The following is a 12,933-nucleotide window of genomic DNA, read 5'->3' as shown; positions in this document are numbered from 1 at the left end:
TTTTTATTAATAGCCATCAAAAAAGCACCTACCATTTTGATAGATGCCGTTAAACAAATTTAAATTATTCTTTTACTATAGGAACCCATAATTCCATTTTATAATCTTCTGAATTAGGGTCTCCATCTCCATATACTTCAAAATCAGGACTTTCATCATGTCTATATCCTTCTTTTGGGAAGAAATATGAAATAATATACTTCCATCCTTCGTGAATGCACTTAGGTATAGGTCCTTGTAAGCTTACAATAGCATACTCTTTTTCAGGAATGCTGAGTATATCTAAACCTAACTCCTCGGCTTTTACTTCATCCGTTAAATCAAAACCAGCTAAGTATATAAATGAATCTTCTTCATCCATTATATAGTCATATCCTACGCCAAAGATTTGACCATTACCAAACTCTTCAAATTTTTCTCTTGGTACTTTTTCAACCAGTCTATCCCAAACTTTTTGGAAATTTGAACTTTTAGTTACATCTGATTTAATTCCAGCTACTTTAAACGCTTTCTTTTTCTCAATCTTAATATCCATTTGATTTCCTCCTTGAACTGAAATTGAAAAGTAGATTCTTGGGAAATATTGATACTTTTGTCCTCTTTTTACTTGTCCTGGAGTTAGCTTATGAAAATTTTTAAAAGCTAAGGCAAAAGAATCTTGAGAATTATAGCCATATTTTATTGCGATATCTATAATTCTTTTATCTGAATTTTTTAAATCAATTGCAGCATTTGTCATCTTTCTTAACCTTATATATTCAGATAATGAATATCCTGATATGATTGAAAATATTCTTGAAAACATTGGAAATGAATATCCTGTTATCCGTGTTATTTCCTTTTCATCAAGTTCATCAGTTAAGTTTTCTTCAATATAGTCTATTGCTAAATTAAAAGATCTCATTATATCCATATTCCCACCACCTTTCATTTAAATTGTACAAGGATTTATAAAATTATACCCGATAATGTTAATACAAATATTATAGCATCACATGTTTATAATATTTTTCTTCTCTGCTAAGCTTCTTATCTTGCCCTTTATACTCTCGATATTAATCACGATAATACCTCCATATATTTTCTAATTTCAGATTCTATTTTAAATAGTCTACTGTATTTTATTAGTCGTCTTAGATTCTTATTTTGTGATTTAAAGTATCTTTTTATGGCTTCTGTGAAAATCTGCTTATCTATTTTTTCTCTGTCGATTATGATATCGCAAATTGTTCTTTCAATATCATAAACTGGGATAAGGTTGCCTTGTGGTGATTTTATTTCTGTCTTGCCAATCTCGTACAAGTCTTTTTTTACATAGTGAACTTGGAGGTCTTTATATCTATTTTTGATATGACTTGCATTATAGCCTTGGGGTACAGATATATAAAATACATTTGGAGTTCTGTCGGATAGGTCGTGGAGGTATAGGGCTGTTTGATGTGAAAATATAATTCGATTACTATTGGATGATATTAAAACAAAATCATCTATTACTTTTCCTTTTAATTGATATAGTCCCGGTCTTAATCTTTCTAATTTTCCGCTCTTTGTTAATTCTGATAGATTATGCCTACTATATCCAAGCTCTTCTGCTTCTTTGTTGGTGATTATTAAATTTTCTTGTATGTATTCTTTAAGTGTATTTATAGTCGCCCACCTCTCGTTTACGCTTTTATTATATGTTATAAAAGCGAAGATGTGAAGTTAGGCTATGATTGTTTTATATTTTTGAAAAAGAATGCACCGATTTCTTATATACAATGAAAAAGAGCAGCCTTTTAAGCTACTCTTGTAGAAAGTACAAAATGAGTTAATTATATTTTTTGTGTTTCCTCATACCAGTTGTAAAACTACTCTTACATCCATGTAGTTTTTTTGAGTCTTTTTGACCTATCCTTCTTCATCTTTTTCAAAGACAAAATGCTTATAAAACTGCTTAAAATACAAGATATCTAAATTTACATCATTTGTATCAACGCTACCGTCTCCACATGGCTTGAGTGGTCAGTATGGATAAAATTTCATATTTCTCAAAAGCCTCGTATGTGGGAATATATTAATTTTCTAACACCCTTCTTCCCAGTATATCGAATGATTCACCTTTTAAGATTTCAATTGTACACACATACTCCTCTTTCTCATTAAAAAAATTAACATAAATCCTATTGCTAGCGTCATTTAATTTATTTATTATAAACAAATTAATTTCTTGACAAAAATTTATTTTTGCTATTGTATAAAATCCAAATTTAAAGTTCCCTATATTTATCTCTATTGTTTCATCTTCATTTTTATAAATTTCAGAACATATAGTTTTATTATTACTAGTTAATTTTTTATAATCCACTTTTGCGTTAATATAGAGCTCTTTATGTTCATTGAATTCTAGTATAACAGAATTATCACTTATAACATATTGATTATTTGGTATTTTATCTTCACTATAAAAATCTTCAATCAATATTTGTTCAATAATGTCAAATATTTTTTTAAATTCAACTATATTCAATTTATCAAAACCATCAACTTCTTTAAGAACATTTTCTGCAAAATCATTTTTCGATAAAGTTTTAACCTTTCTAATATTTTTGTTTTTTGAATTAATTAAATTTGATAGTTCTTCTTTGCTTTTTATAGCTTCATCTGTTAAATTTTCATAAACATCCGAATCTATTATCAAATAAGGTCTATCTGCGTTCATTTTTCTAGAATAATATTTATGAACATCTTCATCAAACTTGAATTCTTTACTCAAAAATAACCTTCTACCTTGCTTATCTTTAGCTTTTATATCTTTATCATCATAGTAATTCTCTATCTCGAAACCATTAACTGACGATTTATTTGATGGATCTGGAATAACTATGGCATAAACGTTATTACCTAAATATTTATATCCTTTTTCGTCTGAAAACTCATCTAATATGTTCTTTGTGTCACTATCAAAAATAAATATTTTTTTCTTATTGTTTTTAAATAATGCATTGTAAATACAAATAGTTTTAAGAGTTGAATTACCCTGTAACTTTTTATCTAATAAATTTATATTTTGTTCTTCTAAACCTGTTTCATATTCTAAAAATTTGAAGTCCAAATCATTGTATATGCCAGCCCTTTGAAATCTTTTTAAGGCAGCTTTTAGATGTTTCCAATCGGTCTTTCCTTCTGTAACAACTATGTTCTCTTCAGAGTCAACTATGTCTTGAAGTAGCCCTCTCACTTCGAAATCTGGAATAAATTTTGAAATATATAATTCTGACCAATAAATATCCTTTGTTATTATTAAATGAAATGATTTACCTTCTTTACATTCAGACTGAGACAACGTGCCTAAATCAAGTATCAAGCGTTCTTCTTCTTTATAACCATAAATATATACAAAATCTTCATCTGATACTGCATCAACATTTTTCACTTTGAATGAAAACTCAGTTGAAAATAATTCATTCAGTATACATTGACTACTATAATTACTTATAATCTTGATTTTTATCCAAGAGTTTTTAAGATTTGGTAATAATTGTAACAATTTATCTTTTTCAATTTTTTCATAACCAAAATCTGATTCTAAATTATTATATATTTTCACTTTTAATCACCATTATTAGTATACCATTTGTAGGCAAAGAAAAACAGCCCTATATCTAGAGCTGTCTATTTGCTAATCTCGAATTCCAATCCTGATTTAAATATTACTTTAAGTTTTTCTTCATAAACCACTATCTTCTCTATCAGTCTCCTTACCAATTCTTCATCATAGCTTTCTATTTCTAATTCTTGATTATTTAAAAATTCTTCTAATTCCATTAGCCTGCTTTGTTCATTTTTCTCTTCTGCCATAGTTAGGAGTATCTTTTCTTTTTCATTCCTTAATTCTTCCACCCTGTCTGCAAGGTCAGTGTAGTCTTTCTTGGCATTAGCTACTTTTAAAAGCTCTTCTTGAACATTCAGCATTTCTTTGTCTATTGTTTCTATCTGTCTACTTCCATCACCTGTGATGGCATTTTTAATGTTCTCTTTTATTATTTCTTTTAATTCACTGCTTTCAGATATAAGTTGATTGATGGCTTCTACAACTGCCTCTTGTAGGTCTTCTTCTTTAATGGTTCTAGCATGGCAGGCATCTGGTCCATGGGTTACTCTTGTACAACACCTCCAAACGGTGTACTTTTTCCCCCTGTTATTCCATGCTATTCTTCTGTAAATATCCCCACATTTAGAGCAATAGACAATACTTGAAAGGGCATATTTGCTGGAATAAATTCTTCTTTTCCCCTTGCCACTTACCATATTAACTCGTCTGTACATTTCTTCTCCGACTCGCATGAAGATTTCTTTAGGTATAATGGCTTCGTGGCTGTTTTCTACATAATATTGAGGTGCAATTCCATCATTCTTTACTCTTTTCTTATTTAGAAAATCTACCGTATATGTTTTTTGTAAGAGTGCATCTCCCATATATTTTTCATTAGTTAAAATTTGATTGAGGTTTGATACATGCCATTTCTTATTTCCTGCTCCATTTATTATCTTATCTTTTTCAAGTCCTTCTTTTATATCTCGTAGGCTTGCTCCTTCCAAGTATTCTCTGTAGATCCTTTTTATAATTTTTGCTTCTTCAGTAACGATGACAAGTTTTCCCTCTTCGTCTTTTGTGTAGCCTAAGAACCTATTATGATTTACTTGGACTTGGCCTTGTTGAAATCTATATTGAAAGCCTAACTTCACATTTTGTGACAAGGACTGACTTTCCTGTTGTGCAAAAGATGCCATAATGGTAAGGAGGACTTCTCCCTTGGCATCCATGGTGTTGATGTTTTCTTTTTCAAAATAGACTGGGATGTTGTTTTCTTTAAGTTTTCTAATATACTTTAAGCAGTCTAGTGTGTTTCTAGCAAACCTCGATATGGACTTTGTGATGATGTAGTCGATATTTCCTTCCATGGCTTCTTCAATCATTTTGTTGAAGCCATCTCTTTTCTTGGTATAAGTTCCACTAACACCCTCATCAGAAAATACTCCTGCAAATTCCCAGTCTGGATTTTTCTTAATATAATTTGTGTAGTGGTCTACTTGAGTGTCATAAGAAAGTTGCTTGTTCATCGCTGTCTGTCGATACCCTTGCATAGGCGGCTACTCTTAACTTCTTCTTTTCTGATTCCTTGATGGAGTTTCCTTTTTTCTTTTTAGCTGGTATGACTATGACCTTACTATTCATCATCTATCACCTCGATTAAATTGTACTGGTGGCTTGCTCGTTCAAGGGGATCTATAGGTAAAGCCACTTCCTCTTTATATCTAAACTTACAAGGAGCTCTAATAATCTCTTCTTCCTTTTCCCAAACTCGTCCCATGGCCACTGCCCTTTCCTTTAACATTTGACCTGCCTTATCAAAGCTCCCTCTATCTATTATCTTGGGATAGATATCATTTCCTAAATAATTTTTATTGGTGAGGATTCTTTTTACACTTGAGCTGTTTTTCTTTAAGCCTGCAAGGTCTGCCGACTTTATAAGGGCATTGCCAGCAAGATAGTTTTTAAAGATTTTTCTTATATTCTCCGCTTCTTTTTCTTGAATTTCTAATCTTCCGTCTCTTATGGTATAGCCATAGCATAACCTAGACATTATTTTTTACTTCCTCTCTTAATACAAGTCCACACTTTAAATGAAACTCAAAGGTCTCTCTATTGACAACTTGAATTTGGTCAATGATTTCTTCAAACAAGTCCCCTTCAAAGTGATCTATCATTTCACTTTTTCCTAAGATTCCTATTAGTTTTTCAAGCTCTCTTATTTCTTCATCGTTTCCAAGGATGGCTTTTTGACTTCTCTCCTTTTCCTTAAGTAAGTTTCTTTCTTCGCTTGAAATCTCACTGCTTTCTTTTGTGTAAATACTTGCATCTAAAACTCCTGATGTTATCAGTTTGTTTAGGACCTCTTTTCTTTCCTTTATTTTTTCTAAGCTTTCTTCTATTTTTTCTATCTTCTCTACTTCTTCCTTGCTGTCTATTCTCTTTATAGATTCTAAGAGTGGTGTAAGGATATTATCTTTTCCAAAGATTAGCTTATTGACTAAAGTTACAAAAGCTAGTTTTATGTCCTTGTCCTTAATAAACTTCATGGAGCACTTATTTATATCTTTTAGGTGCTCACTGCAAGTCCAAGCTATATATTTATCTTTGCCATTATAGTGATGTCTTCTTTTAAAGCTTGAGCCACATTCTCCACACTTGATTTTTCCAGATAGACCATATCTATTTTGATATCTTTTAGTGTTTTCTCCATTTCCTTTTGCTATGGCTCTAAGTCTTATTAATTCTTGTACTTTTTCAAAGTCCTCTCTACTTACTATAGCTTCATGGTTATCTATTATCTTATACTGGTCTTCTTCTCCCTTATTCTTGTGTCTCTTATAACTATCGTCTGTATAGGTCTTTTGGTAGATGACATCCCCTGTATATTTTTCATTTTTTAAGATGCCGTTTATAGTCGACCCATGCCAGCTTGCTCCTCTTTGTCCTTTGATCTTTCTCTTATTTAAGCCTTCTGCTATTTTGTGCGTTCCCTTACCTGAAAGATACTCTTCAAATATTTCTTTTATTATTTTTCCTTCTTCTTCATTCACTACCATCTTTCCGTCTATATTCTCATAGCCATAGGGTGGGCTTGATATGATAAAAGTTCCATTCTGAAATCTTTTCTTTATGGACCATTTGTTATTTTCTGAAATAGACCTGGATTCACTTTCTGCAAGGGATGAAAGTATGGATAACATCAACTCGCTTTCCATTGTCCTGGTATCAATGTTTTCTTTTTCAAAATAGATACCAATATTTAGGTCAAGGAGTCTTCTTACGATTTCCAAACAGTCTGTCGTATTTCTTGCAAGCCTAGATATTGATTTGGTTAGGATAAAATCTATCTTCCCATTCTCACAATTTTTTAGCATTTTTAAAAGACCGTCTCTGCATTCTTTCTTTGTTCCAGTAATGCCTTCGTCAAAGTATAGACCTGCAAAAGTATATGACTTGTTTTCAGATATAACCTTTTCGTAGTGCGCTTTTTGTGTCTTAAGGCTTACAAGCTGAGCGTCTTCATCAGTCGATACTCTGGCATAAGCAGCAACTCTTAATGTAGATTCTTCTTTTTGATTAGCTTCTATTTTTGTTATCTTTTTCATCCATTCAACCTCCTTTCTGCTAGTGCTATGTTCCCGTACAAGTGAGTATTTATCAAGTCTTATAGCAATAATTCTGAAAGAATAGGTCTGAATTTTTTAATGTTTTCTCTCCTAATTTTCCTGTATTCTTCAAGGCTGATTTCGTCTAACAGAAATAGATCTTGGATGAACTTATCCGATAGATAGAAATTAAGCTCTGCCTTTAAATCCCTTTCAGTGTATTCGGTTTTTAAAGTTTCTTTTCTACCTTCAAACTTTTCTACTCTCATACTCCACCTCCTATATCACAGTCAAAGAAATCAGTTCTATTTTTAACCTTAATTTTCTTTCCTCTATATTCCTTAGGACATATGGAGTGACTTTGAGTAAAAATTAAATAATTAAAAGTTTAGATAAAAAAAGACCTATCAGCATTTATGTGCGAATACCAATAGGTCTAATATAATATTAGATTTTTATGTAATGATACTGTTCTTTAAGGAGGGTCGGGCTGGCGCAGGCCGGAAAAAAGGTGCTTCTCATTGACTGACAGCCCTCCCTGGGTATGCTTACGGTCAACGCCCATGCAGCCGAGGGCAAGAGCATCTTCGCCCACGATCCGGGTGGCAAAGTGGCGGAAGGTTATGCAAATCTGATCAAGGAGGTGTTGAAACTTGAACAGCAGTGCGAAAAAAGTAGAACTGGCATCAGTAGATGACCTGTTCTCCACAGAGGAAAATCACACCGACGCGGGGCGGGAAAAGATGGTGGAAATCCTTCTGATCGAGATGCACCCGTTCAAGGACCACCCCTTTAAGGTCAAGGACTATGAGGCCATGATGAAAACTGCCGACAGTATCCTGCAGTATGGGGTGCTGGTTCCGGAGATTGCCCGCTCTGACCCCAATGGCGGTTATTAACTGGTAACCGGACACAGGCGGCATCGGGCCAGCCATCTGGCGGAGAAAGAGACAATGCCGGTCATTGTCCGGGATTTGACGATGACGTCGCCACCATCATCCTGGTTGACAGCAACTTGCAGTGAGAAGAACTCCTCCCCAGTGAAAGGGCTTTTGCCTACAAGATGAAGTTGGAGGCTATGAAACATCAGGGTGAACGTATGGATTTAACTTGTGCAAAACTTGGGCACAAGTCCAATGGAAAGAAATCCAGGGATATTTTGGCGGAGCAGATCGGACAAAGTAAAACTCAGATTCAAAATACATTCGCCTGACAGAGTTAATTCCCGAACTATTGAACATGGTGGACGAGAAGAAAATCGCCTTTAATCCGGCCTATGAGGTGTCTTTTCTCAAACCAGAGGAACAGCAGATGCTTTTAGAAACGATGGATTATGAGCAGGTCACCCATTCTCTCTAAGGTCCAGCGCATGGAGGAAACCATCATCAAACTGCTGGAACAATGGCAGCGCAAGGGAGCCGCAGCTATCCTTGAGCATTTCTTGCCGGTATTTACTATTTTGAGATTCATTGTGATACATATAATGAATTGGGCACACGCTGCACTACCTTTATGGAAATGTAGGAGGAATTTAAAAATATCACTTTCAGCACAGTGGAAGATGACGCAGGAACGTTCAGGAAGGGTGGAAGCTTTTACGCATGATTTAAAAACACCAGGGTGCTTTTCAAGAATTAGATGCAATTATTTGTAGCATCATTTTAGATATTTCTTTTGGAGACGGACGATTTTCCATTTGAATCCATTCGGAAAGAAGATTCCAAAGTGCACCGGCACTGACGAGCAGTGCAGCTTTCCTTTCAAAGATGCTGTCGTACAAATTTTGATTTCCACGAACGGTATCATGAATCACAGGTAAGGCCTGATTGAATTCTTCCAGCAGATAATAGAATAGATGATTCTGTTGCAAAAGACGCAAAAAGTCGATTTGTTTCTCCCAAAAGGTAAAAAACACTTCCACAATCTGCTCCAGTGTATAGTGCCTGTCTTTTTGAAAATAAGTAATGTAGTCCTCACATCTTTCTAAGAAGCATTGCTGTAATACCTGCTCCTTCGAATCAAAGATCCTATAAAAAGTTCTTCTTGATAAAAGCGCATGTTCGGCGATTTCTGTTACGGTAATACGAGCGTAGTCTTTTTGGCTCATAAGATCCAACAAGGACTGCATAAACCATTGACGGGATTGCTCAGCGATGGGATTCTTTTCCTTTTTTACCAACCTCATTTTGTTCCTCCTGTCACACTTTTTCGGGATTGTAGCACTTGAACCGCTTATATTGACAATCATGTCTTATTGAGTATACTATAAATTAGAAAGTGACACAAGTGAGACAGATAAAGGAGGCTCAATTTTATGAATACAATAAATACGATTGTTTGGCTGTTCCCTGTTATTTTTATGCTGCATGACTTCGAGGAGATTATTTTTGTGGAGGCATGGAAACAGAAATATAAAAGAAAAATACAAACAACAAAAATGAAGAAGATTCCATTTGCCGATTTGGGAAGCACACCGTCATTTTCCATTGGTGTATTGATTGAATTTTTCATTATTTCAGCTTTATCCCTCTCTGCTTGTATCTTTGATTGGTACTTTTTGTGGCTGGGATTATTTTTTGGATTTACCTTTCACCTTATTGTGCATTGTATGTTGGCGTTGCAATTTAATGGCTATGTACCCGGAGTGGTCACCGCAATCCCGTTCCTTCCGTTATGCTTTTATATCATTTGGGTTTCAAATAAATTCCTTTCTTTTACCACAGCTCAATTATGGATCAGTTGTGTAGTAGGCGCTATTTTGATGCTCTTAATGGTGGCTATTTTGCATAGATGTATGAAATCTTTTGAAACTTTTATCAAAAAGTGGGAAATTTAATTACACACAAATAGCAAATTTTTAAGGAGGTCTTTTGCATGGAGTTGAAATTTAAACAAGGTATGTATCACCTAAATCCTGATCCTAATTTTAACTTTCAGCTTAACCGCGTCATTCTTTGGAATGGCGGGAATTTAAACGATGTGATGCAGTCTGCCAAAAAGATTACAGACAGCACAAGCTGGAAGAAGGAAATGATTTACCTTGGGGATCATGCACTCTCTCAAAACAGAATCCCTCAGGCAATTTCATATTACCGAATGAGCGAATTTTTTGATGTAAATCCTGGCAACAAGGAATACTATATAAAAGCCACGGAACTGTTTTATGAGTATTACCATTCTTATTTCGATGAGGGACGTGTCCAGAAAATTCAAGTTCCATATGAAGATGTTATGCTGCCAATCATGGTTGCAAAAGCTCAAAAACAATGTAAGGGCACCATTCTTTTACACGGTGGTAACGATTCATGCTTTGAGGAAATGTTTTTGCCGATGTTATATCTTTCTGAACAAGGGTATGATGTATATCTATTTGAAGGTCCTGGACAAGGCAACGTTATTCGTGTTCAAGGGAAACACTTTACATATGCTTGGGAACATCCAGTCAAAGAAATATTAGATTTCTTTCACTTGAATAACGTCATTATTATTGGTGTTTCTTTGGGAGCTATGCTGGCCCTGCGTGCTGCTGCATTTGACAAAAGAATTACAAGGGTTGTATCTTGGTCTGTTTTACCGGACTTTCTAGACGTGGTTCTCGACCAAATACCAAAAAATGTAGGCGGTATTGTTAGGTTTATGTTGAAACATAATCTCAGCATCGTTCTCAGCCCTATTCTTTGCATGATGAAATTGATACGTAAGAATGACCCATTATTTCAATGGGGTGTCAATCATGGAATGTACGCCTATGGAGCTGACAGCATTTATGATTATCTGAAGAAAGTGAGTAAATATCAGATTATGGATGTGGCCTCCATGATTGAACAAGATGTATTGATTCTTGGTGCCAACCAAGACCACCTCGTTGATTACCGAATGATCGGCAAAGAAATCAACGCACTTACCAATGCGAACTCTCTCACATTTCGCCTTTTTACTGAAAAAGAAAATGCGGGAAATCATTGCAATTTAGGAAATGCCAAACTGGCTTTAGATGTGATACTGCAATGGTTGACATTTTTAAAACATCGTGATTTAGAAGTTAGAAAGAATTGAATTCATTTCAAGAATATCATGTACATCTATCGTGCAGGGTATAAGGTCTTTGTACGTTAACATATATATTACCGATGCCAATTAGCCTTGCTATTGTTCGAGACACTTCACTTGGTGTATAGGATTGCCCTTTGCTCTTACCTGATTCTTGAGCAAGTTTCATCATAAAGTACTCATAAGCATCTCCGATAATGTCATCGCCACTTGCCATGTTGCTTTTGAAATCAATAGCAGGGTCTTGAAATACTTTAATATGGCCTGAAACCTTATCAACCAGTTCCTTGCCTTTACCAAGCTCTTCCGGATTGTTAAAACTTACATCAGGAAGCAAGCCTTTCAGTTTGTTATTTTCTAAAAACAGTTGAATGATGATATTGAACTGACCCCCAAAAGTTAGACAAAAAAAATAACTGAAGGATGTCAGTTCAAACTTCTAAATTAGAAGTATATCAGGATTTAATTGATATATTAAATTAATTCGTTTACTCTCCTCTGAATAGCATAATAATCGTATCCAGCGTTAGTTAACCTTCTTTTTCTTTCTTCTCCATTTCCCCAATTTCCTGCAATTACCTCTCTTGCTAAGGTATCAACACTCTTTGATGGAGCACTTGCTACCGGATAAAGAGATCTACCATTTGCATCATAGACAGCATATCCTGGATTTGCATTGACACACTTTTTAGCATTTTCTAAATTCTTAAATGCTCCTTTCTGGCTTTTTACATCAGACCAGGATTTTCTAACTCTATATAGTCCACCTGTTGGTTTGCTAACAGTCTTATTGCATCTTAGTCTTTTATTTACTTCATTTGCTATATATGGAAACTTGCTGCCAAGATATGGACCAGGACAGTTAGTACTTTTATACCATTCGTGTTTTTGAAGAACACCATCCTTACCTCCAGTATAGGTACAAGGATAGATTCCATTTCTTCTACAGATGTCTGTTACTAAATCAATTAGTCTATTTAAAACGTAATCAGAAACTAACCACTGAGGTCCTCTCGTAGAGTTCCCTACTTCAATTGTTACTGCTCGATTGTCACACCAGGAAGATGAAGTTGTCCACGCTCTGTTGGATTCATCTACTCCTAAAACAATGACTCCATCGGATCCTAAGTTGTAGTTCGCTGATGCTCGCCTTGACTTTGGCACAAATACTCCAGCAAGATTTCTACCATTTATAACTCCAGCTGCGTGGTGGATTGCTATTTTAGTTATCTTTTGATTTCTTCTACCGCTATGGTTAGGTGAGAGAATTCTTGCTTGTACTAATGGACTATTACTCATTTATTTTTCCTCCTTGAATTGTTTTAAAATCGCCTTTAGTTTTTCTGGTACTGGCAAGCCTAGTGCTACAGAGTTTTCCAAGATAGAGAGCCCTTCATTTGCTATATAAAAAAAGATGATGGCTGTTCTTATCATTGTTCCATCACCTTTAATTAAATTTACATCACATAGGTTTGCGATACCTACAACTATAAAAATCATAATCTTTTTAGCTATCCCTTTAAATCCTATGGATGAGGATAGCTTTCTTTCGACCCCTGCTCTTAAAACCCCTGTTAAATAGTCAGCTATTACAAAAGCAAGAAGTGTGTAGATAAAAGCATCTACACTTCCAAGATAAAATCCCAACCATCCTCCAATGGCTGTAAAGCATACTTTTAATATTTCTAAAAACTTATTCAT

The 12,933-nt window shown here is 34.5% G+C and carries 15 protein-coding genes; 3 read left to right on the top strand and 12 right to left on the bottom strand.

Going from position 1 to position 12,933, the window contains the following annotated elements; translation table 11 throughout:
* Nucleotides 1–64: 64 nt before the first annotated feature.
* The 8 genes from CAN42_RS06440 to CAN42_RS06410 all read right to left on the bottom strand — a co-directional run bounded on the left by CAN42_RS06440 (nucleotide 65) and on the right by CAN42_RS06410 (nucleotide 7,451).
* A complete protein-coding gene (locus CAN42_RS06440) occupies nucleotides 65–913 on the bottom strand; it encodes an AraC family transcriptional regulator (RefSeq protein WP_085876003.1) in 849 nt (282 codons plus the stop codon).
* A gap of 146 nt (nucleotides 914–1,059) precedes the next feature.
* Nucleotides 1,060–1,647 carry a type IV toxin-antitoxin system AbiEi family antitoxin domain-containing protein gene (locus tag CAN42_RS06435; RefSeq protein ID WP_085876002.1) on the bottom strand — a complete coding sequence of 196 codons (588 nt, stop codon included), beginning with the start codon at nucleotides 1,645–1,647 and terminating at the stop codon, nucleotides 1,060–1,062.
* 409 nt (nucleotides 1,648–2,056) lie between these two features.
* The gene (locus CAN42_RS06430) at nucleotides 2,057–3,589 is read right to left on the bottom strand and encodes a hypothetical protein (protein WP_085876001.1); all 1,533 of its coding nucleotides are present in this window, start codon (nucleotides 3,587–3,589) and stop codon (nucleotides 2,057–2,059) included.
* Nucleotides 3,590–3,654: 65 nt separating this feature from the next.
* Nucleotides 3,655–5,103, bottom strand: coding sequence for a recombinase family protein (locus tag CAN42_RS06425; protein ID WP_425330839.1), 1,449 nt, complete (start codon nucleotides 5,101–5,103; stop codon nucleotides 3,655–3,657).
* Nucleotides 5,081–5,221 carry a hypothetical protein gene (locus tag CAN42_RS09235; protein WP_425330838.1) on the bottom strand — a complete coding sequence of 47 codons (141 nt, stop codon included), beginning with the start codon at nucleotides 5,219–5,221 and terminating at the stop codon, nucleotides 5,081–5,083. The genes CAN42_RS06425 and CAN42_RS09235 overlap by 23 nt, the downstream gene beginning before the upstream one ends.
* Nucleotides 5,211–5,627 (bottom strand): serine integrase family protein, encoded by a 417-nt coding sequence (locus CAN42_RS06420; RefSeq protein ID WP_085876000.1) that lies wholly within the window; start codon nucleotides 5,625–5,627, stop codon nucleotides 5,211–5,213. Before CAN42_RS06420 ends, CAN42_RS09235 begins: the two co-directional genes overlap by 11 nt.
* Complete coding sequence (locus CAN42_RS06415; protein ID WP_085875999.1) at nucleotides 5,620–7,182, bottom strand: recombinase family protein; 1,563 nt, start codon at nucleotides 7,180–7,182, stop codon at nucleotides 5,620–5,622. The genes CAN42_RS06420 and CAN42_RS06415 overlap by 8 nt, the downstream gene beginning before the upstream one ends.
* A 59-nt stretch (nucleotides 7,183–7,241) precedes the next feature.
* Nucleotides 7,242–7,451 (bottom strand): SHOCT domain-containing protein, encoded by a 210-nt coding sequence (locus tag CAN42_RS06410; protein WP_085875998.1) that lies wholly within the window; start codon nucleotides 7,449–7,451, stop codon nucleotides 7,242–7,244.
* 384 nt (nucleotides 7,452–7,835) lie between these two features.
* Between CAN42_RS06410 and CAN42_RS09230 the strand changes: the two genes are divergently transcribed.
* The gene (locus CAN42_RS09230) at nucleotides 7,836–8,081 is read left to right on the top strand and encodes a ParB N-terminal domain-containing protein (RefSeq protein WP_425330837.1); all 246 of its coding nucleotides are present in this window, start codon (nucleotides 7,836–7,838) and stop codon (nucleotides 8,079–8,081) included.
* A gap of 728 nt (nucleotides 8,082–8,809) precedes the next feature.
* On the opposite strand, the gene CAN42_RS06395 is transcribed toward CAN42_RS09230, so the two are convergent.
* Nucleotides 8,810–9,367 carry a TetR/AcrR family transcriptional regulator gene (locus tag CAN42_RS06395; protein WP_066130492.1) on the bottom strand — a complete coding sequence of 186 codons (558 nt, stop codon included), beginning with the start codon at nucleotides 9,365–9,367 and terminating at the stop codon, nucleotides 8,810–8,812.
* A gap of 129 nt (nucleotides 9,368–9,496) precedes the next feature.
* Between CAN42_RS06395 and CAN42_RS06390 the strand changes: the two genes are divergently transcribed.
* The gene (locus CAN42_RS06390; RefSeq protein WP_085875996.1) at nucleotides 9,497–10,018 is read left to right on the top strand and encodes an HXXEE domain-containing protein; all 522 of its coding nucleotides are present in this window, start codon (nucleotides 9,497–9,499) and stop codon (nucleotides 10,016–10,018) included.
* 38 nt (nucleotides 10,019–10,056) lie between these two features.
* Nucleotides 10,057–11,238, top strand: coding sequence for an alpha/beta hydrolase (locus CAN42_RS06385; protein WP_085875994.1), 1,182 nt, complete (start codon nucleotides 10,057–10,059; stop codon nucleotides 11,236–11,238).
* Nucleotides 11,239–11,254: 16 nt separating this feature from the next.
* Here the strand turns inward: CAN42_RS06385 and CAN42_RS06380 are convergent, their stop codons facing one another.
* The 3 genes from CAN42_RS06380 to CAN42_RS06370 form a co-directional block, all read right to left on the bottom strand.
* Nucleotides 11,255–11,569, bottom strand: coding sequence for an N-6 DNA methylase (locus CAN42_RS06380; protein WP_245149858.1), 315 nt, complete (start codon nucleotides 11,567–11,569; stop codon nucleotides 11,255–11,257).
* 137 nt (nucleotides 11,570–11,706) lie between these two features.
* Nucleotides 11,707–12,531: an N-acetylmuramoyl-L-alanine amidase gene (locus CAN42_RS06375; RefSeq protein WP_085875992.1), complete on the bottom strand. Its 825-nt coding sequence runs from the start codon at nucleotides 12,529–12,531 to the stop codon at nucleotides 11,707–11,709.
* On the bottom strand, nucleotides 12,532–12,933 hold the full coding sequence (locus tag CAN42_RS06370; protein ID WP_049690784.1) for a phage holin family protein: 402 nt from the start codon (nucleotides 12,931–12,933) through the stop codon (nucleotides 12,532–12,534).

Source organism: Peptoniphilus vaginalis (assembly GCF_900176605.1).
Classification (GTDB): Bacteria; Bacillota; Clostridia; order Tissierellales; family Peptoniphilaceae; genus Peptoniphilus_A; species Peptoniphilus_A vaginalis.
This window is presented reverse-complemented; position numbering and strand designations above follow the sequence as displayed.

Coding starts and splice junctions, on each gene's coding strand:
- CAN42_RS06440 (WP_085876003.1), bottom strand. CDS start 913: ATGGATATAATGAGATCTTTTAATTTAGCAATAGACTATATTGAAGAA.
- CAN42_RS06425 (WP_425330839.1), bottom strand. CDS start 5,103: ATGAACAAGCAACTTTCTTATGACACTCAAGTAGACCACTACACAAAT.
- CAN42_RS09235 (WP_425330838.1), bottom strand. CDS start 5,221: ATGATGAATAGTAAGGTCATAGTCATACCAGCTAAAAAGAAAAAAGGA.
- CAN42_RS06420 (WP_085876000.1), bottom strand. CDS start 5,627: ATGTCTAGGTTATGCTATGGCTATACCATAAGAGACGGAAGATTAGAA.
- CAN42_RS06415 (WP_085875999.1), bottom strand. CDS start 7,182: ATGAAAAAGATAACAAAAATAGAAGCTAATCAAAAAGAAGAATCTACA.
- CAN42_RS06410 (WP_085875998.1), bottom strand. CDS start 7,451: ATGAGAGTAGAAAAGTTTGAAGGTAGAAAAGAAACTTTAAAAACCGAA.
- CAN42_RS06395 (WP_066130492.1), bottom strand. CDS start 9,367: ATGAGGTTGGTAAAAAAGGAAAAGAATCCCATCGCTGAGCAATCCCGT.
- CAN42_RS06390 (WP_085875996.1), top strand. CDS start 9,497: ATGAATACAATAAATACGATTGTTTGGCTGTTCCCTGTTATTTTTATG.
- CAN42_RS06385 (WP_085875994.1), top strand. CDS start 10,057: ATGGAGTTGAAATTTAAACAAGGTATGTATCACCTAAATCCTGATCCT.
- CAN42_RS06375 (WP_085875992.1), bottom strand. CDS start 12,531: ATGAGTAATAGTCCATTAGTACAAGCAAGAATTCTCTCACCTAACCAT.
- CAN42_RS06370 (WP_049690784.1), bottom strand. CDS start 12,933: ATGAATAAGTTTTTAGAAATATTAAAAGTATGCTTTACAGCCATTGGA.